The sequence below is a fragment of the Halomonas sp. B23F22_20 genome (assembly GCF_043496985.1).
Classification (GTDB): Bacteria; Pseudomonadota; Gammaproteobacteria; order Pseudomonadales; family Halomonadaceae; genus Halomonas.
Genome location: NZ_JBIEKH010000040.1, coordinates 1 through 22,046, shown reverse-complemented (window position 1 = coordinate 22,046; position 22,046 = coordinate 1). Strand labels below are relative to the sequence as shown.

The window sequence follows — 22,046 nt, the reverse complement described above, 5'->3', positions numbered from 1 at the left end:
CCTATGCCGCGTTCAAGAAAGGGCTCCCCAAATCAGCGAAGAAGGAGCCCAGGAAAACGACGGAAAACACTGCTTAACTATAGGGGCCCCACGGGGGCATGTGTCAGGTAATAACCATCACTGTACAATATGTATATAAGCAACGGATTCAGCCAATTTATCCAAGCCTATTCTTGATCTCTACAAGCTCAGCTCTGATGGCTTTTATCTCTTCTCTCAACTTTTCATTCTCTTCCTCAGCAAGGGCGCTCATGAGCTTCTGAAACTCAACATGATCACGGACCTCTTTGAGAACTCTTTCCAGATCGTTACTTCCATCGCGATTAGAACGCAACCTACCAACCGCTCGCCTCAACTGAGAGGGGGCCCTGGCATACAAATAGCTCTTAACCTTCTTGGCAGTCTCTATCGCACCATATTCCTTGTAGTATTCGACAGCATCGCCAACCAGGCCTAGCTTATCCAAGCTATTTTTAGAGCCATCTACTTGACCAGCCTTATCTTTCTCTTCAATACCAAGCGCGCGATAAGCCAACTTTCTGCCCTTGCTTCCCATATTGCCGGGCGCAAGCGTCGATATGACAAACTCCGGTTCGTAGTTGCTCAGTTCACGCCGAAGGCATGACACGACATCTTCTTTGTACTCATCCTTGATAGCATCATATATCCAGCAAGAATTATTCACCATCCACAAAACCAGCTCTATCTTGTAGGCATCAAGAAAAGCGTTTTCCACCAGCCAGTCATGGATGGTTTTATGATGCTCATACATCGCTAGCAGTCTTCTATCACCAGACGACATGGTTTGACCCACACGATTCATACGGTGATAGCAAAGATATTCAGGGACTAATGAAAAAGTCTCAGCCTTGATAACACAAAACCAGTGAAATGGATTATCTTCATAAAAATAATCACCTTCAGGAAACCTTATATCATTCGCCTCGAGAAATGATCTCTTGTAAAGCTTCCTCCATGGCACCGGATTGAATTTCAGCAGAGACTTTTTAGCCTCCTCACCAGAGACCAACTGGTTCTTCGGAAGCCCATTGACCCAGTGCCTCTTATCGCTTGCATCATAGTAAGAAGCCGACAACTCATCATAATTCTTGAAATTCCCAATGACGATATCCGAGCCAAGCTGCGTAGCCGAAGAGACCAGCTTCTCGAACATGAAAGGCTCACACCAATCATCACCATCGACGAAGCCGATATATTCACCACTCGCCCTCGACATGCCTATATTTGCTGCAACAGCCACCCCCCCAGGGGTATTTTCCGGGAGCAAGACAGGCACAACACGAGCGTCCCGCTCTGCTATTCGGTTGATGACCTCCTTGGTCCCGTCGCTGGAACCATCATCAACGACTATTATCTCCAACTCTTTAAATGTCTGACCAACAACACTCTCGAGACACTGCTCAATATACTTTTCAATATTATAAGTAGTAACAATCACCGAGATCATGGATCACCTTCAGGCTAGACGGAGTCGATAACGAAGGGCTTCCACCGCGACACGCGGCATCCTTTCAGAAAGAAGATAAAAATCTCGTTTCGTCATCATGGAAAACGTTTCACAAAAAGCACTATAAAACTCTTCCCGGTGAGATTCATCTATTCTGGCATTCCCCCACCTGAAGAGCTTTATCTTGAAAGAAATAAAATAATGATAAAAAACACCCTTGAAGTCTTTGTTGATCCTAAAGTAGTCATCAACCTCAGAAAAAACATCCAGCATGGACAACCGCCTGGAGTCTGATATATTGGTGATCTGATTCGCCTTCATTGAAACTCTATGACCACAAAATGACTCATGAAGAACTGACAGCCGATCACAGTTCATCAGAATCTGCCAGTGTGCAAAGACATCATTGTGGACAGGGGTCGTGGAAAACATGAGGCCTATCTCTTTCGCAAAGCTGGTAGAGATCAGTTTATTCCAAGGATAGTTAACCAACTCCAGAATAAATCCCATGCGTGTTATTGAATAGGGAGAAGCCGCTCGTTCTTTTCTTACTCGTTCAAATATTCTTTCGTCGTGATGATTCATGCCCAGCTTTCGGTCATTTTCCGCGTAGACACGATCATACTCTGCCACAACGACCTGTGCTGACTCTATATCCGCCTTTTCCACCAACCTGTCCAGCATACCCGGAAACACGAAATCATCCGCATCAAAGAAAAGAGTATAGTCCTCTGCTACTCTCTCAAACCCAAGATTTCTGCTGCTTCCAGCCCCTTGAGGTTGGGCGTTGACAATTACCTCATGTGGCAGCCTCTTATTCTTCAGGTAGTTCTCAACTGCCTGCTTGGTCCCATCAGTGGAGGCATCATCGACTATATAAAACTTGACCGAAACACTATTATATTCCGCTATAGACTGAACAGCACCTACCAGTCGATCTCTTTCATTATGCACCGGAATAACAACTGCAACCCTTGCCATCATAACGACCTCTTGACAAGAAACATTTACAAAGAAATACTGCGCTCACACAACCTTTTGGCTTGCTGCTCAGAGTGCGTAACAAGAAGCACCGTCTGATCCGAATGTACTTTTTTCATCATTTCTGTTTCGGCTTTCTTTTTAAAATCCTTATCGCCAACACTCAAGATTTCATCTAAAAGGAGCACGTCAGGTGTCATATACATCGCCACGGAAAAACCCAACCTTGACTTCATGCCTGACGAATAGGTTTTTACTGGCTCGTACATGAAGTCACCGAGTTCAGAAAACTCAGCGATATCGCCCAACCGAGCCTCAACCTGCTTGCGGGTATACCCCATCAGCATGCCACTGAGGATGGCATTATCCGTTCCAGGTAATTCAGCATCAAAGCCCGCCTGGAGCGCTAGCAGAGAAACAGTAACCCCATGATTTACGATTTCCCCGCTATCCGGCTGGATGATACCTGCCACAACACGAAGCAGTGTCGACTTACCGGCACCATTTCGGCCAAGGATGCCAAGAGTCTCGCCACGATGAATATCGAAACTGACCCCCTCCAGCGCCTGAAAATATTCAGGCTTGCGAAAGAGTCCACCGCGACGTTTATAACGCACCCCTACATCCTGTAGAGAGATAATAACATCGCCGCACTTTCCATTGACATTACTGGACATTATTCAATCACCACTCTTGGAAAGATGGGCTCCAGGCGACGATACAGAAAAACTACGATGCCAAGTCCTACGATACACCCAAGAGCGACCCAACCGAGCCCACTCCAATCCGGCCACTGGTTCTCGACGAACACCTGACGGTACTGGTAGAGGATATTGGCCATCGGGTTTGTAAAAAATAGCGAACGCCACTCCTCTGGAATCCTGTCGATGGTATAAAAGATACCACTCGTAAAAAGCAGAAACTGGATGCCAGTGGGAATCAGATTGGTCAAGTCTCTGACGAATGGCACCACCATCGCCAGTGTGCAACTCACTGCCGTCATCAGCATTAACTGAACCAGGACAATAGGTATAAAAGCCAGCCAGTGAATTGTCGGTGGCAGACCGTAGAGGATCAGGAAGATTCCCAACATGCTGAACACCAGCAACTGCTTCCCAGTGTTCTGCACAATGCCTACCAGCGGAAAAAACAGCGGCGAGATGCGCACCTTATGCATCAACCCCTTGCCTCCGACGATGGAATTAGAAGTATGCTGCACCGTCTTGGCAAACCATTGAAAGGGCACCAACCCAGTCAACAGATAGGCAATAAAACCGGGGCCACCTCGCTCCATCAAAATGCCGAAGACAATATAGAAAACCGTCATGTAGAGCACTGGATCGAGAATCCACCATAGATAACGCAGATGGTTCTGGCTAGCTTCGCTCTTGAGGTTCAATCGAGCCTTGGTCCAGACGAGATCTAGGAAGGTTCTCCAATTTCGGCGCTGAGGGGGATTAATCGTATGTGCCGCCTCATTTTCGCCCAGGTCTGTCTCCTGAACGCTTTCCAACCAGGCATTGCCGTACTCCTGTGCCAGCCTGAGACGGCGGGCCTGAGTCCCGTCACCAAGGGCTTCGGCAGCGATCGCCGCTCTAGTAAAACCCTCGGCATGCTTGGGAAAGCGTTGCCTCACTTCTTGCCACCGCTCCAGCGCCTGTGTCCAATCCTTGGCCTGCATGGCAAGCTCCGCGAACTGTAACCACGGCTCGGAAGATTCCTCAAATGTCTCACGGGCCTGGCGATTGAACACCAGTGCCTCCGAGAGGTTGTCACGCCTGGCTGATACGCGCGCTGAATTCAGCATAACTGACAGGTTGTCAGGGAATCGCTCCCGTGCTTCTGCGGCCAGAGCCTCGGCCTCTACCAACCAACCTCTCTCACATTGCAGCATGGCCAGCTCAATCAAGGGGTCAGGCAGGTCGGGAAATCGCTCCCGAGCACTATCGAGTAGCCCGTTAGCCACGTCGAATTGACCCAACTTGCGATGAGCAATAGCAGGTTGTATCCATACAGCCGGCTCATCAACGTATACTTGGCGAATAATGGCCCACCGCTCGCAGGCTTTCTCCCATTCAGCTTGGCGCATGGCCTCACGCGGCCAGCTCAACGCATTGCTTGCTGGAGGAAGCTTCCCGATCATCGGTTTTTTTGCTATCGATTGCTCATTCATTGCAGCAGGCTTTCACTTATTAAATGACCAGCGAATGCTGGCTGTGGCTTATAATACTGAGTCGCTTTACCAGCTTTGGCAAAGCCCCAAACGCATCAGAAGCGCCAGCATTACCATTAAAAAACATCCCTTAAAATCTCAGCCAAGAGATCATAAAAATGCACTCTCGAACATTGCTCGAAATTTTTCACAACGCCCTGAGAGCCTCATTCAAAATGACTAACAGAAGTCATCTACATATAGCTTTACAGACACGCTACCGCCCAAGGATTGTTCCGGACGCTTCCCCATGCCCTATAATCCTTAGCGTCGTCACAAGCCAATTATCGGCTCAGCTCTGACACTTTGTCACGCCGCGAATATTCACTAGCTTTCGCAGCACCAGCAATTCACCATGTCAACACTTCAGCCATGGCTCACTGAGCAACTTTGGGATTCATGCTGTGCTCATGGCTCGCTAAATCTACTGTGCTGAGAAAATCAGCTATGGCGGCATCATCCCAACTTCCAGTCTACACTTTAACAATTTAAGTCCCTTCTTTCAGAATTTCTTGCCGCTGAGCACATTTCAGCTCGCCGCCTTAAAAGGTCAGAGAGCAATTGACAATTCTCCAAGTGCCTTCCCGCCCCAATGATCCAGTCTTGAACTCACCGCACAGCCGATGTCGAAGCGAATTACCATGAAGCCCCCTTTTTATATTTATCGTGTACCTTATCAGCGCTTCCGCTAAAACCGGTTCTTCCACATTCCCCTTTTATATGATAAGATTGCTATTTTACGACAGCGGCCAGCATAGCTCCATGCGTTAAAAACATGCACAACGATTCGGCTAATTTAACTTGGATGCACTGGGCGACCTACATGTAATACACTTTCCCTAGGCGGCACATTAAAAAACTCATACTTATGCATTGTCATTAACAAATACCTCCATTAGCTTATTATCAACAAGCACGTTACCAGGAAGTCGACCCAACGCCACCCAGATGTAGTCTCCTCTAATTTTAGCATGCCGAATTAAAAGAACGAGGCGCAAAACCGACTGTAGCTGCCAAATACGATGGACCATCGCCAAGGATATCCGCTCAAAGACCCATACAAAGCCAGCAGCAAAAGGCGGTTCACCGACCATTCGATCATGGACGGTGACAAACCTGAGACAGGCACACAAGCTACGAACCACGCAACTGACTGCCCCGATACCCCCTACAAGACCGCATCCAACTTGGCTTGCGCCTCGTCGATCAAGGACTGCAGATGGGCCTCGCCACAAAAGCTCTCCGCATAGATCTTGTAGAGCGGTTCCGTACCACTGGGGCGAGCCGCGAACCAGCCATTGGCCGTTTCCACCTTGAGCCCGCCGATGGGAGCCCCGTTGCCGGGAGCGTTGGCCATCAGCCGCTCGACCGGGTCGCCGGCCAGGCTGCTCAGCATCAGACTTGCAGGATCCAGGCGTTTGAACGCTTGCTGTTGCGCGGGTGTGCAGGACGTATCGACCCGTCGATAGTGGGGAGCCCCGAAGCGTGCGGTCAGCTCGCGATATCGCTCGCTGGGGCGCTTCCCGGTAACAGCCATGATCTCAGCCGCCAGCAGGCACAGCAGGATGCCATCCTTGTCGGTCGACCAGGGCCGCCCTTCAAGGGTGAGGAAGCTCGCCCCGGCGCTCTCTTCGCCGCCAAAGGCCAACCAGCCCTCGTGCAGACCGTCGACGAACCACTTGAAGCCGACCGGCACTTCATGGAGACCTCGGCCTTGGTCGGCGACTACCCGATCGATGATCGAAGAGGACACCAGGGTCTTGCCCACCTTGAGGGATGTTTCCCAGCCGGGACGATGGCGAAGCAGGTAATCAATGGCAACCGCCAGATAGTGGTTCGGGTTCATGAGCCCAGCGGCATCGACGATGCCGTGGCGGTCGGCATCCGGATCGTTGCCGAAGGCCAGGTCGAAGTCATCCTTCATCGCCAGCAGATTGGCCATGGCCGCGGGGCTTGAGCAGTCCATACGGATCTTGCCGTCATGGTCAGGCGGCATGAAGGCGAAAGTCTCGTCGACGTCAGTGTTGACCACTTCGAGATTCAGCCCATGGCGCTCGACGATGGCCTGCCAGACTGGCAACGCCGTTCCTCCCATAGGGTCGGCCGCCAGACGCAATTCGGAAGCAGCGATGGCAGAGAGATCCACCACCGATGCCAGCGCCGTCACATACTCCCCCACCATGTCATGGCGGACAGCCTGCGCCAGCGCCTCGTCGAGCGATACCTCGGCGACGCTATCGAGTTCCTGTGACAGCAGAGCGTTGGCACGACGCTCGATCCAGCCGGTCACCTCGCCCTCGGCGGGCCCGCCATGCGGTGGATTGTACTTGATGCCACCGTCCTCGGGCGGATTATGCGACGGCGTCACGATCAGGCCGTCGGCCCGTGCCTGCTGGGGATCGGCATTATGGTGCAGGATGGCACGGCTCACCACCGGGGTGGCCGTCAGTTCGCCATCACACTCAATGCGCGTCTCGACACCGTTGGCGACCAATACCTGCAGGGCGGCTTCCCAGGCCGGCCGAGACAACGCATGACTATCGCGGCCGAGGAACAGCGGGCCCTCGATGCCGGCCTGGCGTCGGTAATCCACTACCGCCTGAGTCACCGCCAGGATATGCGCTCGATTGAAGGAGCCGGCCAGCGAGCGGCCACGGTGCCCGGAAGTCCCGAAGCTAACGGCCTGCCCCGCTTCGTCCAGGTCTGGATGGATGTCATGGAATGCCTGAATTACGTCCTGCATGTCACCTACTCTGTGTCAGCCGCGCGCCCCGTGCCGTCGACACCTATCTGCCGACTGACCCGCCTGCGGGCGAAAGGTTCGCTATGGTGCCATGTCGAGCAGATTTCATCACGGACTTCATGGGCCGTCGCTGACTCCCCTCCCTCAACCTCACAGGAGGACGCGAATCTACCACTAAGGTCGCACCACTAAGGTCGCGTTGTCGTGTCCGACCATCGTCGCCATCATAGCGACCATTGAAACGCACATAAAAAAAGTCCCCCGAAGGGGACCAGTTGGAGCACGCCAGCTCACGTTTGAATAGCCGCCGCCCTGGCGACCATTCACCCAACAATAAAGCGAAAGCCACGCCAACAAATACAATAAGCTTTTGAATCAAGGCCTTGGCAACAACAACAAACAAAGGCCTTGTCGCTTTGCCCGTCCGGGGCTTCATGCTTGCACCATGTAAAAGCCGTTCGCGAGCCATACGCTTCAGCATGGTGCTTGCCGATCGCGCCTTCACCCAATCCTCGCGTCAAGACCCCATCCTCGCGCCAAGAGAGCAAGCGGCCCACATTCAAAGGTCGAGCTGTCCGCTGCGCGGCACAATGTCGACTACCAATCGCTTCTCGCTTTCGCCGAAGAGCAGCTTCAGTCGGGTTGATTTGCCCAACGAGATGAATCGACACTGAGTGTCGACTTACTGCTCACCGGCGACCAGGCCACTTTTTGCCTCATTCCCATATCGCCTTGATACAAGACCCCCGGACATGGCATGCCGAGGTCCTTCGCAACACAGCCCACGTCGGGCCACTGCCTTCGCCCACTTCAAGGGTACTGCCCCACTTCCGCCGTGGCGAGCGTCCAGCCGGCCACCCGCTCATGCAGGCTCAGGCCCAGCCCCGCGCGTTCCGGAACCCGCATGGCGAACGCGCATCAGGCGCTGGTGACCCCGGGTACGTAGTAACGCCGTTCCAGTAGCCTCAGCAGGCTAGCCACCGTGGAGGTGAGCACCAGATATATCAGGCCCGCCCAGAGGAAGATCTGGAAAAAATCCAGAGTTTTAGAGCCGATATCCGAGGCAATGGCGGTGATCTCCACAACGCCGATCGTGTAGGCGATCGAGGTGAACTTGAGCTCGATGATCGCCTCGTTCGACCACTGCGGGATCACTCGCCGCAGGGCCTGGGGAAGCATGATGTGGCGTATCGCCTGCCACTGCGTCATGCCACAGGCTCGAGCAGCGACCAGCTGCCCCTTGGGCACAGATAGCACCGAACCGCGGAAGTACTCGGCCTGGTAGGCGGCGCTATTGAGCGTGATGGCGATCACCGCCGCGGTGAAGGCATCGAAGACGATCCCGACGTGGGGAAGGCCCAGATAGATGAAGAACATCTGTACCAGCATCGGCGTGCCACGAAACAGCTCCACGTAGACGGTACTGATCCAGTAAAAGAGCCGATTGCCATAGACCCTGGCCCAGCACAGCATCAGCCCCAGGATGAACCCCAGAGAAATGGCGATTGCCCACATCGACAGTGTGACGGGGATGCCACGCAGCAGCTCGGGGAACCACTCGATACCGAACTCGATGAATTCCAGCATGACTCACCCGTGCTCCGCGATGACATTGAGGAAGGCCCGCGTCCTCGCGTTCTCGGACGCGGAGAACATGGCGTCCGGCGTGCCTTGCTCGACGATATGGCCCTTTTCCATGAAGATGATCTCGTCCGCCGCCTGCCGGGCAAAACTCATTTCATGCGTCACCACCACCATCGTCATCCCCTCGGTGGCCAACTGCTGCATCACGCGTACAACCTCACCGGTCAATTCCGGATCCAGCGCCGATGTAGGCTCGTCGAACAACAGCAGGTCGGGGTCCATGGCCAGGGCTCGGGCGATCGAGACGCGCTGCTGCTGACCGCCGGAAAGCTCCGCCGGATACGCACCGGCCTTGTCGCCCAGGCCGACTCGCTCCAGCTCATCATGGGCTCGACGCGTGGCGGTGTCCTTGTCCACGCCATTGACCTTGACCTGGCAGATACGCACGTTATCGAGCACGGTCAGGTGCGAAAAGAGGTTGAAGTCTTGGAAAACGAAGCCCATCCGTGCACGCATCGCATCGATGTTGGCATCCAGGACTTCCTGTCCGTTGAGATAGATACGCCCGGCATCCGGCACCGTCAGGTAATTGATGCAACGCAGAAGGGTACTCTTACCCGAGCCGGAGGGGCCGATCAACACCTTGGTCTCGCCCTTGCGAAGCCCGAAGCCGATACCATTGAGGACTTCAAGCCCATCGAAGGCCTTCTTCACACCCTGTACGTCCAGAATCAGTTCATCCGCCATTATCGGCTTTCCCCTTGCATTATTTTTCAAAGCCCGGCACCGCCAGCTTCCGCTCGAAGGCATACAGCAGGCTGTTGCCTGTCCGGTTGAGTATGAAATACAGCAGCGCCACGACGGCAAAGACCGTCAGGACATTGCCTTGGGTGCTGGTGATGATGTAATGGGCCTGGCGAGTCAGCTCCACCACGCCGATGACGTAGGCCAGAGACGTTTCCTTGATCTCCGAAGAGAACTCGTTGGTCCATGGTCCAATAGCGTGTCGCGCCGCCTGGGGAAAGATGATGTGGCGGATCGCCTTGACCTTGGACATGCCCATGGCGCGAGCGGCCATCATCTGCCCCGAAGGTACTGACTGGAAGGCACTACGGAAGATCTGGGACTGGTAGGCCGCCGAACGCAACCCCATGGCGAGAATCGCCGCGCTGAACGCCGAGATATCGAACACGCCCGATATGCCGTAATAGAAGATAAACAGCATGATGATGATCGGGATACCGCGAAAGATCCGTTCGTAGAGCAGCAGCGACCACTGCACCAGCCGGCTTCTAGGTCCATAGAGCTGTATCAGGCAGATGGCCATGCCCAGGACGAAGCCGATTGACAGCAGGGCGACCAGCAGCACGATGGCCACCCCCAGCCCTTTCAGCAAAAAGGGAAAGTCTCGTATGAGTACGTCGTAGATATCCATGCTGGGTTCCTAGCATGACGCACGCCTTCCCCCGAGGAGAAGGCGTTCGTCGTGGCATCGAGTCATTCGTTACCAAGCTCGGGAAGTCCGGCAACCGGCTTCTGGTAGGTATCGACGAAGTCCGGCATATGGCCCGGTATGGTCGGGACGGAAACCCCTGGGATGTACTGGTCGACGATCTCCCCCCACTCACCAGACTCGTAGATGGCCATGATGCCCTGGTTCAGCTGCCCCAGGATCTCTTGAGGGTCATCCTTCGATACTGCCAGGGCCAGAGGTGCACGAATGTAGATCTTGCCGGCCATCTTCACCGGCTTGCCGGCGTTGATGTACTCCTGGGCCGAGGTGTCATCCACGATCACCGAGGAGATCCGACCGATCGCCATGTCATCAACCGCCGTGACGTAGCTATCGTACTTGGCCAGTTCGACGTCGATATCACTGGAATCCACCACGTTTTCTTCCATCCAGGCTTCCTGGGAAGACCCACCCTGTACACCGATACGCGCCCCGCAGCACACCGCGGTAAAGACATTGCGATCGGAATCCTCGGGCACCAGTACAACATCGTTGGTTTCCCACCAGGGAATGGTGAAATCGATGTTCTCGCTGCGCTCCTCGGTCACCGTCAGCCCGGTCGCCAGGATATCGATCTTTTCAGCGGCCAATGCCGGAATCAGCGAAGGGAACGGCATGTCCTGGAATTCGATGTCGATGCCGATTTCATCGGCAATCGCTTCCATGGCATCAATGGCGATCCCCTTGAACTCTCCGCTTTCCACATAGGCCCAGGGGGGAAACGATGCTTCCACCCCGACCGTGTAGGGATCCTGCGCGTGGGCCGTGGAAGCGATGCCCCCAGCGAGTGCAAGGATAGCGGCGGACACAAGCGATACGTTTGTTCCTTTCATGATTTTCTCGCAACTTAGTGAATTTTATTATGTCGCCAACTCAATATGAGTTGTTTATATCGACACTGTCAAACACGCCGCGGGAAAGCATCGTTCCCCTCATTCCCTCCACGCGTGCCGCGTCTGGAACATCAGATGTCGCTACGGTGCCCCCAGGCCAACGCGTATTTCAGGATGCTGAATCGGCTAACGAAAACAACCTACAAGGATTCTGCTGATGTCAGATGTTTATCCGAAACGGCACTTTCGCCCCACGTTCGCCAAGGCGACCGTTCCTCTGCTGGCGCTCGGCATGACCGCCGTCTCCCTCCCGGCCCACTCCGCCGGCATGGATTTTTCCAACGAGTACAATGCCAGCTCGATCCACGCCCAGGGCGATGCCTGGTTCATCGATAGAGTCCATGAACTAACCGACGGCGACGTAGATATCACCCTGCACACCGGCGGCTCGCTTGGCTTCCGCTCGGGGGATCACTTCTACGCGGTGGCCGACAATGCGGTGCAGATAGCCGACAGCCTCTCCGGGACCCTTGGCGGCATCGATCCCATTTTCCTGCTGTCCTCGTTGCCGTTCGTTGCCGATGACGTCCAATCCGCCCACCGCCTCTACGAGATTGCTCGACCGGCATACCAGGAGGTATTCGAAGACAACGACCAGATCCTGCTCTATGCCTCGCCATGGCCGGCCAGCGGCATCTGGTCCGAGGGCCCCGTCACCAGCATGGCGGAACTCGAGGATCTCAAGATCCGCAGCTACGACCGCAGCGGCACCGCCACCCTGGTGAATGCCGGCGCCGCGCCGGTGAAGCTCTCCTGGGCTGATGTGGTACCCCAACTGGCCACCGGCGGAATCGAGGCGGTGCTCACCTCCGCCGAGGCTGGCGCCAACGGCAGCTTCTGGGAGCACCTCAGCGACTTCAACGCCATCCAGTACGCCGTGCCGCTCAACATGGTGCACATGAACCGCGACGCCTTCGAATCTCTGAGCGAGGAGGACCAGCAGGCCGTATTGCAGGCTGCCAGGGAAACCGATGCCCACAACTGGAACGTGGTGAAGGAGCGCGTGGCCGAGAACTACGTCCAGCTCGAGGAACACGGAGTCGCCATCCATGATCCTGTGCCCGCCGAGTTCCATGACGCCCTCGCCAAGGCCGCGCAGCCGGTGGTCGACGACTGGATCGACAGCACTGGCGAGCGTGCCATCCGCATTCTCGACGCCTTCCACGAAGAGACCGACGAATGAGTTCACAGCATCGCCGTGACGGTGCCGCCTTCCCCAGCGTCGTCGCCCTGCTTGTCGAGGCCCTCGGCCGGCTGACCAGCGCCCTGGCGGCGCTGGGCGCCGGCCTGGCCATGCTGCTGGTGGTCTACATGCTCGGCCATATTCTGCTCGAGATCGGACTGCGCCTGTTCGGACGCTCCACCTTCATCCTCGACGAATACATCGGCTACGCCGTGGCCGCCATGACCTTCCTCGGGCTGCCCTACGCGCTGGAAAAGGGCGGATTGATCCGCGTGGCGCTCGTTCTGGAGCGACTGCCCCGGGCCTGGCGATGGCCGCTCGAGCTATTCGCCAGCGTCACCGCCCTGCTGGCCTTCGGCTGGCTGGCCCGCTACTGGACCATCGCCGTGGAGCGCAGCTTCCAGCGCAGCATTGTCAGCGAGACCCTGGCCCAGACGCCGCTTTGGATTCCCCAGGGTACGCTGCTGGTCGGCCTCTACCTGCTGTGCCTGGTGCTCGCCGTGCGTACGCTGCGCATCCTGGTGCAGCGCCACGCCTTCGACAGCGGAGACACCTGAATGGAAACGCTACTCGTCGGGGCCGGCGTGATCGGCCTGCTGCTCGCCATACTCGCGCTGGGCAGTTGGGTGTTTGCCGGCCTGGTCATCGTCGCCATGCTCTCGCTGTGGGGGCTCGGCGACTTCGACGCCAACCGCATTGGCCTGATTCTGTCCAAGATCCTGTTCCGCGCCGCCAACAGCTGGGAACTGTCAGCCATTCCGCTATTTATCCTGATGGGCGAGCTAATCTTCCGCTCCAACATCTCCGAACGGCTCTTCCGCGGCCTGACGCCGCTGACCCGACGACTGCCCGGTGGCATCCTGCACACCAACGTGCTCGGCTGCACGCTGTTCGCCGCGGTCAGTGGCTCGAGCGCCGCCACCACCGCCACCATCGGTAAGATCACCACCCGCGAGCTGGCCCAGCGCCAGTACGACCGCGGCCTGTCGATCGGCTCGTTGGCCGGTGCCGGCAGCCTGGGGTTGTTGATCCCGCCCTCGATCGTAATGATCGTCTACGGCGTGCAAGCTGAGGTGTCGATCAGCAAGCTGTTCATGGCCGGCGTGCTGCCGGGGCTGCTGATCGCTGCGCTGTATGTGGGCTATGTGGGGCTGCGCTGCCTGGCCAATCCAGCCCTCGCACCGAGGGCCGAAGACACCGGCACCAATGTCCTTCAGGCGCTGCGCGACCTCGCCCCGGTGCTGGGGCTGATCGTGATCGTCATCGGCGCCATCTACACCGGCATCGCCACGCCCTCGGAGGCCGCCGCCGTCGGCTGCGCCGCGACCATGGCGCTGCTACTGTGGGAGCGCCAGCTGACGGTAGCACTGTTCCTGGATGCCTTGCGTGGCGCGCTGGTGAGCGCAGTGATGGTGTGCAGCCTGCTGGTGGCCGCCGCCCTGCTCTCCACCGCCATGGGCTATCTGCATCTGCCGAGCGAATTGGCCGGCTGGATCGCCGCACAGTCCTTCTCGCCGGTCGCCCTGCTGCTGGCCATGGCGCTGTTCTACGTGCTGCTGGGGCTGTTCCTGGACGGCATCTCGATCACCGTGATGAGCCTGCCGATCACCCTGCCGATCATCATCCAGGCCGGCTACGACCCGCTGTGGTTCGGCGTCTTCCTGGTGATCATGGTGGAGCTGGGGCAGATCACCCCACCGGTGGGCTTCAACCTCTTCGTGCTTCAAGGGCTGACCGGGGAGAGCATCGGCCGCGTCGCCCTGGCCGCGGCGCCTTTCTTCGCGCTGATGTGCCTCGCGGCCCTTATCATCAGCGTCTGGCCAACCATCGTGCTGTGGCTACCAACGGTGCTTGCCGGCTAGCATTCCGGAAACGTCGACGCCCGGCTCGGTGCACCGAGCCGGGCGTCGCCATCCGCTGAACCCAATCGGCGCATGGGCCACACGCTGTCCCAGCTACAGCCTTTCCCACCATGTCTGTGTGGCTTCCTTCAAGAGCCGATGCACGTGCTCGAAGGCTTCATCGCTCTTGCGATAGGGATCGGGGATCTCGACTCCCTTGCCGCCATCGAGCCAGTGACCGATCAGCATGATCTTGCCGAGCGCAGACGGGGAAAGATCGCCGAGAGATCGACGCTGGCCTTCGCTCATCACCAGGATGAGGTCGGCGTCATGAATCATCTCGTGGGTGATTTGTCTTGCTTGATGCGCCTCGACCTGGAGGCCATCGGCCTCGGCCAGCTTGCGGGCCGTGGGCTCGACGCCCTGACCGACCAGCGCCCCCAGGCCCGCCGACACCACGTGCCGTTCGGGGAACGTCACCTTCAGCATGGCTTCGGCGACGGGGCTACGACAGATATTGCCGGTACACACGACGAGCAAGTGCTGGAACATCTAGGAAGGCTCCGAAGGGCGATGGCGTTACTGGCAGCATATGATACGGGATCGTGAGTGGTGAGTGGTGAGTGGTGAGTGGTGAGTGGTGAGTGGTGAGTGGTGAAGTATTCTGGTTTCACAGACGCCTAATGACAAAGCTCAAGTAAAAGGCGGCCGGCATAGGCCGGCCAATCTTCTTAAAGAAAATCACTTCAAACCCACTACTACGCATCAAACAAAATGATCAGCTATCGGTATCCCAAGCGGTAATGATCGCATCCTCAACACTACCAGGATCAGCAGCAGAATAGGTTACAACACCGTCTGCCTGACTGAGCTCAGAGCAGGCAGGTTCAACATCATCCCCATCACCATAATTAGCACCGAGAACATCCTCTGCGCTCGGGATAGAATCCTCGCCAGCAGCATATGCAGCCGCAACAGCAGTGCTATATGAACGCGCATCTGATTCACAAGCACTGTTCGCACTTCTCTCTGTATAATCTTGATATTGAGGAATCGCAATCGCGGCCAAAATCCCAATAATCGCGACGACGATCAGCAGCTCGATCAGGGTAAAGCCGCCTTGGGTACTCAGCGTCCTTTTCGGCATAATCTGCACGTTCATTATTTACCTCCTTGCCTTGATCGCATCACGTCGCCTGACGGTCGACTTCGCGTTCGGGCGCCACCTTGCCGAAGGTTGCTGCAGCGTCCCTGGCAGCCGAGCTCGCCAACTGGCCGGTTTATCTACGAATGGCCCATACCGCCCTCTCACTTACACTAAGTTACAGCCTGCATGCCTGCAAGTTTGCCATCCAGCCCCAGGAAGCGCCTCATGCCCCCAGCCATGCGATAAATGGCTGCGATATACCACACTAAAGTATGACGCCATGCTCGCTCTCGCTGGGCGGGAGTCAGGCATAAGGACTAGAATCATGGCTATGAAACCTTAGACCGTCGTGCCATCCGCCCAGGGAACTGCATGAACGACAACCACTCCGCTTCTGCCGAACACCCCAAACCGATGACCACCCCTGACGCGCGCCCCTCTCAAGCGCCGGGCCACAGCGGCGTGCGCCATGGCATGAGAGGACTGTCGCGACGGCTAGTGGAGGAAGGACTGTTGAACGAGGCGGCGGCCAGCCGCGCCGAGAAGGAGGCCCACGAGTCAGAGATCTCGCTGCTGGAACACGTCATCAAGGCCGGCCTGATCTCGGCCCGTCAGGCCACCTCGGCCGCCGCTCGAGAATACGGCCTGCCCATCATGGACCTGGACGCCCTGCGTCACCAAAGCCTGCCACCCGCTAGGGAGTACCCGGAACGAATCCTGCGCAAGCTGGGCGTACTACCCCTGCATCGTCATGGGCATGGACTCACGGTCGCGGTGCCCTACCCGAGCACCCTGGCCCTGCTGGACGAGCTGCAGTTTGCCACCGGTTTGACACCGGAAGGCATTCTGGCGCCGGTGGACCAGTTGAGCCCGGTGGTGGAAGCCTACCTGTCGCATGGCGAGGCGTCGATGCTCGACGAACTGACAGCCACCGATGATGCCATCGGCGAGCTGCAGTACGAAGATGGGGCCAGCGACGTCAGCAACGAACCGCAGGCGAGCGCCGCCGCCGGTGACGACGCTCCCATCGTCAAGTTCGTGAACAAGATCCTGCTGGATGCTATTCGCCGTGGCGCGTCGGATATCCACTTCGAGCCCTACGAGACCAGCTACCGTGTACGCTTTCGCATCGATGGCCTCCTGCACGATGTGGCCCATCCGCCCTTTGCCATGCGCGCGCGCATCGCCGCACGCCTCAAGGTGATGTCGCGGCTGGATATCTCCGAGCGCCGCCTCCCTCAGGACGGGGCCATCAAGCTGAAGATATCGTCCACGCGTTCCATCGACTTTCGCGTCAACTCGCTGCCTACCGTTTACGGCGAAAAACTGGCGCTGCGGATCCTCGACCCGGCCTCAGCGCAGATGGGCATCGAAGAGCTCGGCTTCACCGCCGAACAGCGCGTCATGTACGAGGGAGTGCTGGAGCAGCCGCAGGGCATGATTCTGGTGACCGGCCCTACCGGCAGCGGCAAGACAGTGACGCTCTACACTGGCATCAACATGCTCAACGACATCGAGCGCAATATCTGCACCGCCGAGGACCCGGTGGAGATCAAGGTCCCTGGAGTCAACCAGGTCAATGTCTTGCCCAAGATCGGCTTGGACTTCGCCAGCGCCCTGCGCGCCTTTCTGCGGCAGGATCCTGACGTGGTGATGGTTGGTGAGATACGCGATCTGGAAACCGCTGAGATCGCCGTGAAGGCCTCCCAGACCGGCCATCTGGTGCTCTCCACCGTACACACCAACTCTGCGGCAGAGACGCTGACGCGCCTGGCCAACATGGGCGTCCCCCCCTTCAACATTGCCAGCTCGGTGAGTCTGATCATTGCCCAACGCCTGGCGCGGCGACTGTGCCATCACTGCAAGCAACCGGCCGCGATGCCCCGCGAGACGCTGCTGGCGCAGGGTTTAAGCGAGACCGAGGTCGATGGCGCAGCCCTGTTCGAGCCCGTTGGCTGCCAGCACTGTACTCAAGGGTTCAAGGGCCGCGTCGGTATCTACGAGGTAGTACCGGTCAGCGAGGCGATGAGCCGGCTGATCATGACCCACGGCAACGCCATGGACTTTGACGCCCAGGCACGCGAGGAAGGTCACCCGGACCTGCGGCGCAGCGGGTTGATGAAGGTCATCCAGGGAGTGACCAGCCTGGCCGAGGTCAATCGCGTGACAACGGATTGAGGATCCGTCACTTCTCCACCGCCCACGCATCACAACTCACAACTCACTAGACCGCAGGAAATGTCAGCATGCCCACCGCCGCCATGCGCAAGCCGCAAAAGTTGAAGCTCTATCGCTGGCGATGGTCCGGCAAGGGGCCACAGGGTCGCAAGATCGGCGGTGAGATCATCGCGTCACGGCGCATTGAGGTCGAGCGCGAGCTCACCAGCCAGAACATCATCGTCAAGAGCATTCGCCGCAAGAGCGTCATCGGCAACGGCATGGGCAGGATCAAGCCGCGCGATACCATGCTGTTCGCACGCCAGATGGCGACCATGATCCGCGCCGGGGTCCCGGTCATGCAGGCGTTCCAGGTAGTGGCCGAGAGCATGAAGAAGCCGGCCATGCGTGCCCTCGTGCAGGAGCTGATGAATGAGGTGGCCGCTGGCGCCAGTTTTTCGGAGGCACTTAGGCGTCATCCTCACGACTTCGACCGGCTGTTCTGCAACCTGGTGGAGGCCGGCGAGCAGTCCGGTTCGCTGGACCGCATGCTCGAGCGCGTGGCCACCTACAAGGAAAAAGTGGAATCCATCAAGTCGCGAGTCAAGAAGGCGCTTTGGTACCCGGCAGCAGTCATCGCGGTGGGTGTCGGGGTTACCGCCCTGCTGCTGATCAAGGTGGTGCCTCAGTTCGAAGGCCTGTTCCGCGGTTTCGGCGCCGAACTGCCGGCGATGACACGCATGACGATCCAGCTCTCGGAACTCGCCCAGCAATACTGGTTAAGCGCACTGGGTACCACGGTGATCGCAATCCTCCTGATCCGGGCCAGCATCAAACGCTCCGACACCTTCGCCTACCGCATGCACGCCCTGTCATTACGCATTCCGATAGTGGGGGACATCCTCGACAAGTCCTGCGTGGCTCGCTACTCACGCACACTGGCCACCACTTTCGCGGCTGGGGTCCCTCTGGTCGAGGCACTGGAGACGGCTGCCGGCGCCACCGGAAATAAGGTCTACGAACGTGCAGTGCATCAGGTTCGCGATGACGTGGCCACCGGCCAGCAGTTGCACTTCGCCATGCGCATCACCGAACGCTTCCCGGCCCTCGCCGTGCAGATGGTCGGGATCGGCGAGGAAGCCGGTGCCCTGGACGCCATGCTCAACCGCGTGGCGGACTACTACGAGGAAGAAGTCGACAATCAGGTCGATGCGCTCACTTCGCTGCTCGAGCCCTTCATCATCGTGGTACTCGGCTTGCTGGTCGGCGGCCTGGTGATCTCCATGTATCTACCGATCTTCGAGCTGGGGACGGTGATTTAGGGGTAAGAGGCAAGAGTTCACCTCACCCACCACACCTTCTACCTTGAACCTCGCTTCTATCCCGGAAGCGGTGCCTGCATGGCAGAAACCACGACAGGCCGCAGCCGAAGCACCAGATCACTAACCGAAACACGTTCGCCATAGTCGTGCTCGGCGATGTCGCGCAGTGCATCCAACCCGGATAGGGTGAAGATCACCGAACCGAGAATGAAGTGCAGGCGCCAGAAGCGTTCGGCATCGGGAAGCTCGGGAGTGGCCCGTCGCACCAGCTCGGTAAAGCGGGTAAAGACATCGCCATACTCGGTTTGAATGTAACCACGCAAGTGGCCCTGGGCCTGGCTATAGGCGAGCCCCAGCAGACGCATGAAGACCTTCAGGCTGTTGCGCTCGGCCGGCACCTCGAGCACCGTCCTGGCCATGGTCTCGAGCAGTTCTTCCAACGGAATCTCGCTTCCATCCCGCTCATGTCGAGCTTCCAGCTCATCCAGCGCACGGTGAAAGCGCTCGGTAAAGGGATCGAGGTAGCGCGCGAAGACCGCCTGGATCAGCGACTTCTTGGAACCGAAATGGTAGTTGACTGCAGCCAGGTTGACCTTGGCCTTGCTGGTGATGTTGCGCAGCGATGTCTCGGCGAAGCCGCGTTCGGCGAACAGCACCTCGGCGGTATCGAGAATGCGAGTGACGGTATCGGGCTGGGCCATCGTGTCAATCCGGGGTGGGCAGAGGTTAAAATTGAACGAACAGTTAGAAACGACTGTTTGAATCTTTGCGTAGTCTACGAGAGTGAGGGATTTACCTCAACGGGGTCAACCATCACATGTTTGAAACGAATCACGCCTTGATGGCGGACGCGCTGGCCGTCGTCCACTGCTGGACGTACAGGATGGCTTTTACTGGATGGAATCCCATGCTGTATACTTAACCAATAATCGCCTAGCCATCCGCTCCGGAGGTCGCATGACACGCCCCCTCACGCCACGCCAGAAGAACGTCTACGACTTCATCGTCAAGACCATGAACGAGCTGGGCTACCCCCCCACCCGAGCGGAAATCTCCCGGGCATTGGGGTTCAAGTCGGCCAATGCCGCCGAAGAGCATCTGCGCGCCCTGGAGCGCAAGGGCGTCATTCGTGTGATCCGCGGTACCTCTCGGGGCATCCGCCTTCCCGTGCAGGAGGCCGAAACAACCACCGCCGGAGAGGCCAGCAACGACGAGCCAAGCCAAGGTCTGCCGATAATCGGCGAAGTGGCCGCCGGCAGCCCTATCCTCGCCGCCGAGCACATCGACCGTTACTGCCCGCTGCCTCCCGAGTATTTCACGCCGCGAGCCGACTACCTGCTTCGGGTGCGTGGCCTGTCGATGAAGGACGTGGGCATCCTGGAGGGCGACCTGCTGGCCGTACATCGCACCGACCGCATCCGCGACGGTCAGATCGTGGTGGCACGCCTCGAGGAGGAAGTGACGGTCAAGCGTTTCCACCGCCAGGGGCATCACGTGCGACTCGAGGCGGAAAATCCCGACTTTGCTGCTATCGAGGTAGACCTGCGACACGAGGCACTCGAGATCGAGGGCATTGGCGTGGGGGTCATCCGCGGCGGCAACGGTCAAGCCCTAGCGTAATCACTTGCCGAGCTATTCCACACGGCGTTTACGCTCTTCTCAGAATGCTCATTGAACGGCTCATCAACTCGCACACGAGCCCGGTCCGTTCTTCGTCGAGCTTTGCCTTGCGACCCATAAAGATGTGGGAAGTGCGTTGGCCCGTAGGGAACGGGCCTAGCCAAGGACTGCGCTCGGAAAGCGCTCCAGCCAGGAGGTTGCCGCCTTGACGCGCAAGATCCTGCACGCCGACTGCGACTGCTTCTACGCGGCGGTCGAGATGCGCGATGATCCCAGCCTGCGCGACATTCCCCTGGCCATCGGCCGCTCGCGCGAGCATCGCGGGGTCATCGCCACCTGCAACTATCCGGCTCGGGCCTATGGCATTCACTCGGCGATGCCCACGGCTCAGGCCCTGCGCCTGTGTCCTCACCTCACCCTGCTGCCAGGCGATTTCGACAAGTACCGCGAGGTATCGCGACAGATTCAAGCGATCTTCCATGAGCTCACCCCCCTGGTGGAGCCGTTGTCGCTGGACGAAGCCTATCTGGACGTGACGGACGTGGAGGGTTTCCAGGGCAGCGCCACCTGGATGGCCCAGTGGCTGAAACGGGAATGCCTGGCCCGAACCGGCATCATCGTATCGGTGGGTGCCGCCCCAGCCAAGTTCCTGGCCAAGGTGGCCAGCGACTGGGACAAGCCCGACGGTCTGACGGTGATTCCGCCGCAGCAAGTGGATGGCTTCGTAGCCAATCTGCCGGTCAAGAAATTACATGGCGTAGGGCCAGCCACAGGGGCACGACTGGAGGCGCTGGGCGTCGAAAGCTGTGCAGACCTGCGCCGTTTGCCTCGTGAGCGATTGATCGAGGAGTTCGGGAAGTTCGGCCACCGGCTGTTCGAACTGGCCAGGGGCATCGACGAGCGTCCGGTGAAGATCGAGCGAGAGCGCAAGTCGGTGAGCGTCGAGACCACCTTCGACAGCGACCTCCCCGACCTCGGCCAGGCCCGGGGGGCTCTGGCACCGCTCTTCGAACGACTCGAGGAACGCCTCGAGCGCCATGGACGCCCGGCAATCGCCGGGCTGTTCGTGAAGGTCCGCTTCGACGACTTCAGCCTGACCACCCTCGAGAGCCGCGGCCAGGCCATCGATCGGCCCAGCTTCGAGCGCCTGCTGGCACAGGCCTGGACCCGTGCCGAACGACCCGTGCGACTGCTGGGCGTAGGCGTTCGATTGCAACCCGAAGCCGCCCGGCAGCAGCTGACCCTGCCGCTATAGCGCCCGTCGCCCGTCGCCCGTCGCCCGTCGCCCGTCGCCCGTCGCCCGTCGCCCGTCGCCCGTCGCCCGTCGCCCGTCGCCCGTCGCCCGTCGCCCGTCGCCCGTCGCCCGTCGCCCGTCGCCCGTC

The 22,046-nt window shown here is 58.1% G+C and carries 20 protein-coding genes; 8 read left to right on the top strand and 12 right to left on the bottom strand.

Translation table 11 applies throughout. The features are described from left to right. Positions 1-157 precede the first annotated feature (157 nt). The 4 genes from ACGTN6_RS20080 to ACGTN6_RS20065 are packed head-to-tail and all read right to left on the bottom strand — an operon-like array spanning position 158 to position 4,538. Complete coding sequence (locus tag ACGTN6_RS20080) at positions 158-1,468, bottom strand: glycosyltransferase family 2 protein (protein ID WP_394594767.1); 1,311 nt, start codon at positions 1,466-1,468, stop codon at positions 158-160. A gap of 9 nt (positions 1,469-1,477) precedes the next feature. Further along, complete coding sequence (locus ACGTN6_RS20075; protein WP_394594766.1) at positions 1,478-2,452, bottom strand: glycosyltransferase family 2 protein; 975 nt, start codon at positions 2,450-2,452, stop codon at positions 1,478-1,480. Between the two features lie 23 nt (positions 2,453-2,475). Further along, complete coding sequence (locus ACGTN6_RS20070) at positions 2,476-3,126, bottom strand: ABC transporter ATP-binding protein (RefSeq protein WP_394594765.1); 651 nt, start codon at positions 3,124-3,126, stop codon at positions 2,476-2,478. Further along, positions 3,126-4,538, bottom strand: coding sequence for an ABC transporter permease (locus ACGTN6_RS20065; RefSeq protein ID WP_394594763.1), 1,413 nt, complete (start codon positions 4,536-4,538; stop codon positions 3,126-3,128). Before ACGTN6_RS20065 ends, ACGTN6_RS20070 begins: the two co-directional genes overlap by 1 nt. Between ACGTN6_RS20065 and ACGTN6_RS20060 the strand changes: the two genes are divergently transcribed. After that, positions 4,537-4,845, top strand: coding sequence for a hypothetical protein (locus ACGTN6_RS20060; protein WP_394594761.1), 309 nt, complete (start codon positions 4,537-4,539; stop codon positions 4,843-4,845). The genes ACGTN6_RS20065 and ACGTN6_RS20060 overlap by 2 nt on opposite strands. 984 nt (positions 4,846-5,829) lie before the next feature. Here ACGTN6_RS20060 and ACGTN6_RS20055 read toward each other — a convergent pair. From ACGTN6_RS20055 to ACGTN6_RS20035, 5 genes are all read right to left on the bottom strand, one after another. Further along, a complete protein-coding gene (locus ACGTN6_RS20055; RefSeq protein ID WP_394594759.1) occupies positions 5,830-7,404 on the bottom strand; it encodes a phosphoglucomutase in 1,575 nt (524 codons plus the stop codon). Between the two features lie 918 nt (positions 7,405-8,322). Then, a complete protein-coding gene (locus ACGTN6_RS20050) occupies positions 8,323-8,991 on the bottom strand; it encodes an amino acid ABC transporter permease (RefSeq protein WP_394594757.1) in 669 nt (222 codons plus the stop codon). 3 nt (positions 8,992-8,994) lie between these two features. Continuing rightward, positions 8,995-9,735 (bottom strand): amino acid ABC transporter ATP-binding protein, encoded by a 741-nt coding sequence (locus ACGTN6_RS20045; RefSeq protein ID WP_394594756.1) that lies wholly within the window; start codon positions 9,733-9,735, stop codon positions 8,995-8,997. 19 nt (positions 9,736-9,754) lie between these two features. Continuing rightward, positions 9,755-10,423 (bottom strand): amino acid ABC transporter permease, encoded by a 669-nt coding sequence (locus ACGTN6_RS20040; protein ID WP_394594754.1) that lies wholly within the window; start codon positions 10,421-10,423, stop codon positions 9,755-9,757. A 62-nt stretch (positions 10,424-10,485) separates the two neighbouring features. Beyond that, positions 10,486-11,334, bottom strand: coding sequence for an ABC transporter substrate-binding protein (locus ACGTN6_RS20035; protein ID WP_394594752.1), 849 nt, complete (start codon positions 11,332-11,334; stop codon positions 10,486-10,488). A gap of 217 nt (positions 11,335-11,551) precedes the next feature. On the opposite strand from ACGTN6_RS20035, the gene ACGTN6_RS20030 reads away from it, so the two are divergent. Genes ACGTN6_RS20030 through ACGTN6_RS20020 form a run of 3 tightly spaced genes read left to right on the top strand, consistent with a single transcriptional unit; the run spans position 11,552 to position 14,439 of the window. Continuing rightward, entirely contained in the window at positions 11,552-12,577 is a 1,026-nt protein-coding gene (locus tag ACGTN6_RS20030) for a TRAP transporter substrate-binding protein (protein ID WP_394594751.1), read from the top strand. After that, positions 12,574-13,134, top strand: a complete 561-nt coding sequence (locus ACGTN6_RS20025) for a TRAP transporter small permease (RefSeq protein ID WP_394594749.1) — start codon at positions 12,574-12,576, stop codon at positions 13,132-13,134. Before ACGTN6_RS20030 ends, ACGTN6_RS20025 begins: the two co-directional genes overlap by 4 nt. Continuing rightward, on the top strand, positions 13,135-14,439 hold the full coding sequence (locus tag ACGTN6_RS20020) for a TRAP transporter large permease (RefSeq protein WP_394594747.1): 1,305 nt from the start codon (positions 13,135-13,137) through the stop codon (positions 14,437-14,439). 93 nt (positions 14,440-14,532) lie between these two features. On the opposite strand, the gene ACGTN6_RS20015 is transcribed toward ACGTN6_RS20020, so the two are convergent. Both ACGTN6_RS20015 and ACGTN6_RS20010 read right to left on the bottom strand, forming a co-directional pair. After that, positions 14,533-14,970, bottom strand: coding sequence for a low molecular weight protein-tyrosine-phosphatase (locus ACGTN6_RS20015; RefSeq protein WP_394594745.1), 438 nt, complete (start codon positions 14,968-14,970; stop codon positions 14,533-14,535). 226 nt (positions 14,971-15,196) lie between these two features. Continuing rightward, the gene (locus tag ACGTN6_RS20010; RefSeq protein WP_394594744.1) at positions 15,197-15,580 is read right to left on the bottom strand and encodes a prepilin-type N-terminal cleavage/methylation domain-containing protein; all 384 of its coding nucleotides are present in this window, start codon (positions 15,578-15,580) and stop codon (positions 15,197-15,199) included. Between the two features lie 357 nt (positions 15,581-15,937). Here ACGTN6_RS20010 and pilB point away from each other — a divergent pair, with 357 nt between their 5' ends. After that, the gene (pilB, locus tag ACGTN6_RS20005) at positions 15,938-17,743 is read left to right on the top strand and encodes a type IV-A pilus assembly ATPase PilB (protein WP_459077062.1); all 1,806 of its coding nucleotides are present in this window, start codon (positions 15,938-15,940) and stop codon (positions 17,741-17,743) included. Positions 17,744-17,811: 68 nt separating this feature from the next. Then, the gene (locus tag ACGTN6_RS20000) at positions 17,812-19,044 is read left to right on the top strand and encodes a type II secretion system F family protein (RefSeq protein WP_394594743.1); all 1,233 of its coding nucleotides are present in this window, start codon (positions 17,812-17,814) and stop codon (positions 19,042-19,044) included. Positions 19,045-19,100: 56 nt separating this feature from the next. On the opposite strand, the gene ACGTN6_RS19995 is transcribed toward ACGTN6_RS20000, so the two are convergent. Further along, positions 19,101-19,745, bottom strand: coding sequence for a TetR/AcrR family transcriptional regulator (locus ACGTN6_RS19995; protein WP_394594742.1), 645 nt, complete (start codon positions 19,743-19,745; stop codon positions 19,101-19,103). Positions 19,746-20,001: 256 nt separating this feature from the next. Here ACGTN6_RS19995 and lexA point away from each other — a divergent pair, with 256 nt between their 5' ends. Together lexA and dinB are read left to right on the top strand one after the other, a co-directional pair. After that, positions 20,002-20,664, top strand: a complete 663-nt coding sequence (gene lexA / locus ACGTN6_RS19990) for a transcriptional repressor LexA (protein WP_394594740.1) — start codon at positions 20,002-20,004, stop codon at positions 20,662-20,664. Positions 20,665-20,869: 205 nt separating this feature from the next. After that, entirely contained in the window at positions 20,870-21,919 is a 1,050-nt protein-coding gene (dinB, locus tag ACGTN6_RS19985; RefSeq protein WP_394594739.1) for a DNA polymerase IV, read from the top strand. Positions 21,920-22,046 lie beyond the last annotated feature (127 nt).

Coding starts and splice junctions, on each gene's coding strand:
- ACGTN6_RS20040 (WP_394594754.1), bottom strand. CDS start 10,423: ATGGATATCTACGACGTACTCATACGAGACTTTCCCTTTTTGCTGAAA.
- ACGTN6_RS20070 (WP_394594765.1), bottom strand. CDS start 3,126: ATGTCCAGTAATGTCAATGGAAAGTGCGGCGATGTTATTATCTCTCTA.
- ACGTN6_RS20010 (WP_394594744.1), bottom strand. CDS start 15,580: ATGAACGTGCAGATTATGCCGAAAAGGACGCTGAGTACCCAAGGCGGC.
- ACGTN6_RS20045 (WP_394594756.1), bottom strand. CDS start 9,735: ATGGCGGATGAACTGATTCTGGACGTACAGGGTGTGAAGAAGGCCTTC.
- lexA (WP_394594740.1), top strand. CDS start 20,002: ATGACACGCCCCCTCACGCCACGCCAGAAGAACGTCTACGACTTCATC.
- ACGTN6_RS20015 (WP_394594745.1), bottom strand. CDS start 14,970: ATGTTCCAGCACTTGCTCGTCGTGTGTACCGGCAATATCTGTCGTAGC.
- ACGTN6_RS20035 (WP_394594752.1), bottom strand. CDS start 11,334: ATGAAAGGAACAAACGTATCGCTTGTGTCCGCCGCTATCCTTGCACTC.
- ACGTN6_RS20000 (WP_394594743.1), top strand. CDS start 17,812: ATGCCCACCGCCGCCATGCGCAAGCCGCAAAAGTTGAAGCTCTATCGC.
- ACGTN6_RS19995 (WP_394594742.1), bottom strand. CDS start 19,745: ATGGCCCAGCCCGATACCGTCACTCGCATTCTCGATACCGCCGAGGTG.
- pilB (WP_459077062.1), top strand. CDS start 15,938: ATGAACGACAACCACTCCGCTTCTGCCGAACACCCCAAACCGATGACC.
- ACGTN6_RS20030 (WP_394594751.1), top strand. CDS start 11,552: ATGTCAGATGTTTATCCGAAACGGCACTTTCGCCCCACGTTCGCCAAG.
- ACGTN6_RS20080 (WP_394594767.1), bottom strand. CDS start 1,468: ATGATCTCGGTGATTGTTACTACTTATAATATTGAAAAGTATATTGAG.
- ACGTN6_RS20050 (WP_394594757.1), bottom strand. CDS start 8,991: ATGCTGGAATTCATCGAGTTCGGTATCGAGTGGTTCCCCGAGCTGCTG.
- ACGTN6_RS20025 (WP_394594749.1), top strand. CDS start 12,574: ATGAGTTCACAGCATCGCCGTGACGGTGCCGCCTTCCCCAGCGTCGTC.
- ACGTN6_RS20060 (WP_394594761.1), top strand. CDS start 4,537: ATGGCCTCACGCGGCCAGCTCAACGCATTGCTTGCTGGAGGAAGCTTC.
- ACGTN6_RS20065 (WP_394594763.1), bottom strand. CDS start 4,538: ATGCGCCAAGCTGAATGGGAGAAAGCCTGCGAGCGGTGGGCCATTATT.
- ACGTN6_RS20020 (WP_394594747.1), top strand. CDS start 13,135: ATGGAAACGCTACTCGTCGGGGCCGGCGTGATCGGCCTGCTGCTCGCC.
- ACGTN6_RS20075 (WP_394594766.1), bottom strand. CDS start 2,452: ATGATGGCAAGGGTTGCAGTTGTTATTCCGGTGCATAATGAAAGAGAT.
- ACGTN6_RS20055 (WP_394594759.1), bottom strand. CDS start 7,404: ATGCAGGACGTAATTCAGGCATTCCATGACATCCATCCAGACCTGGAC.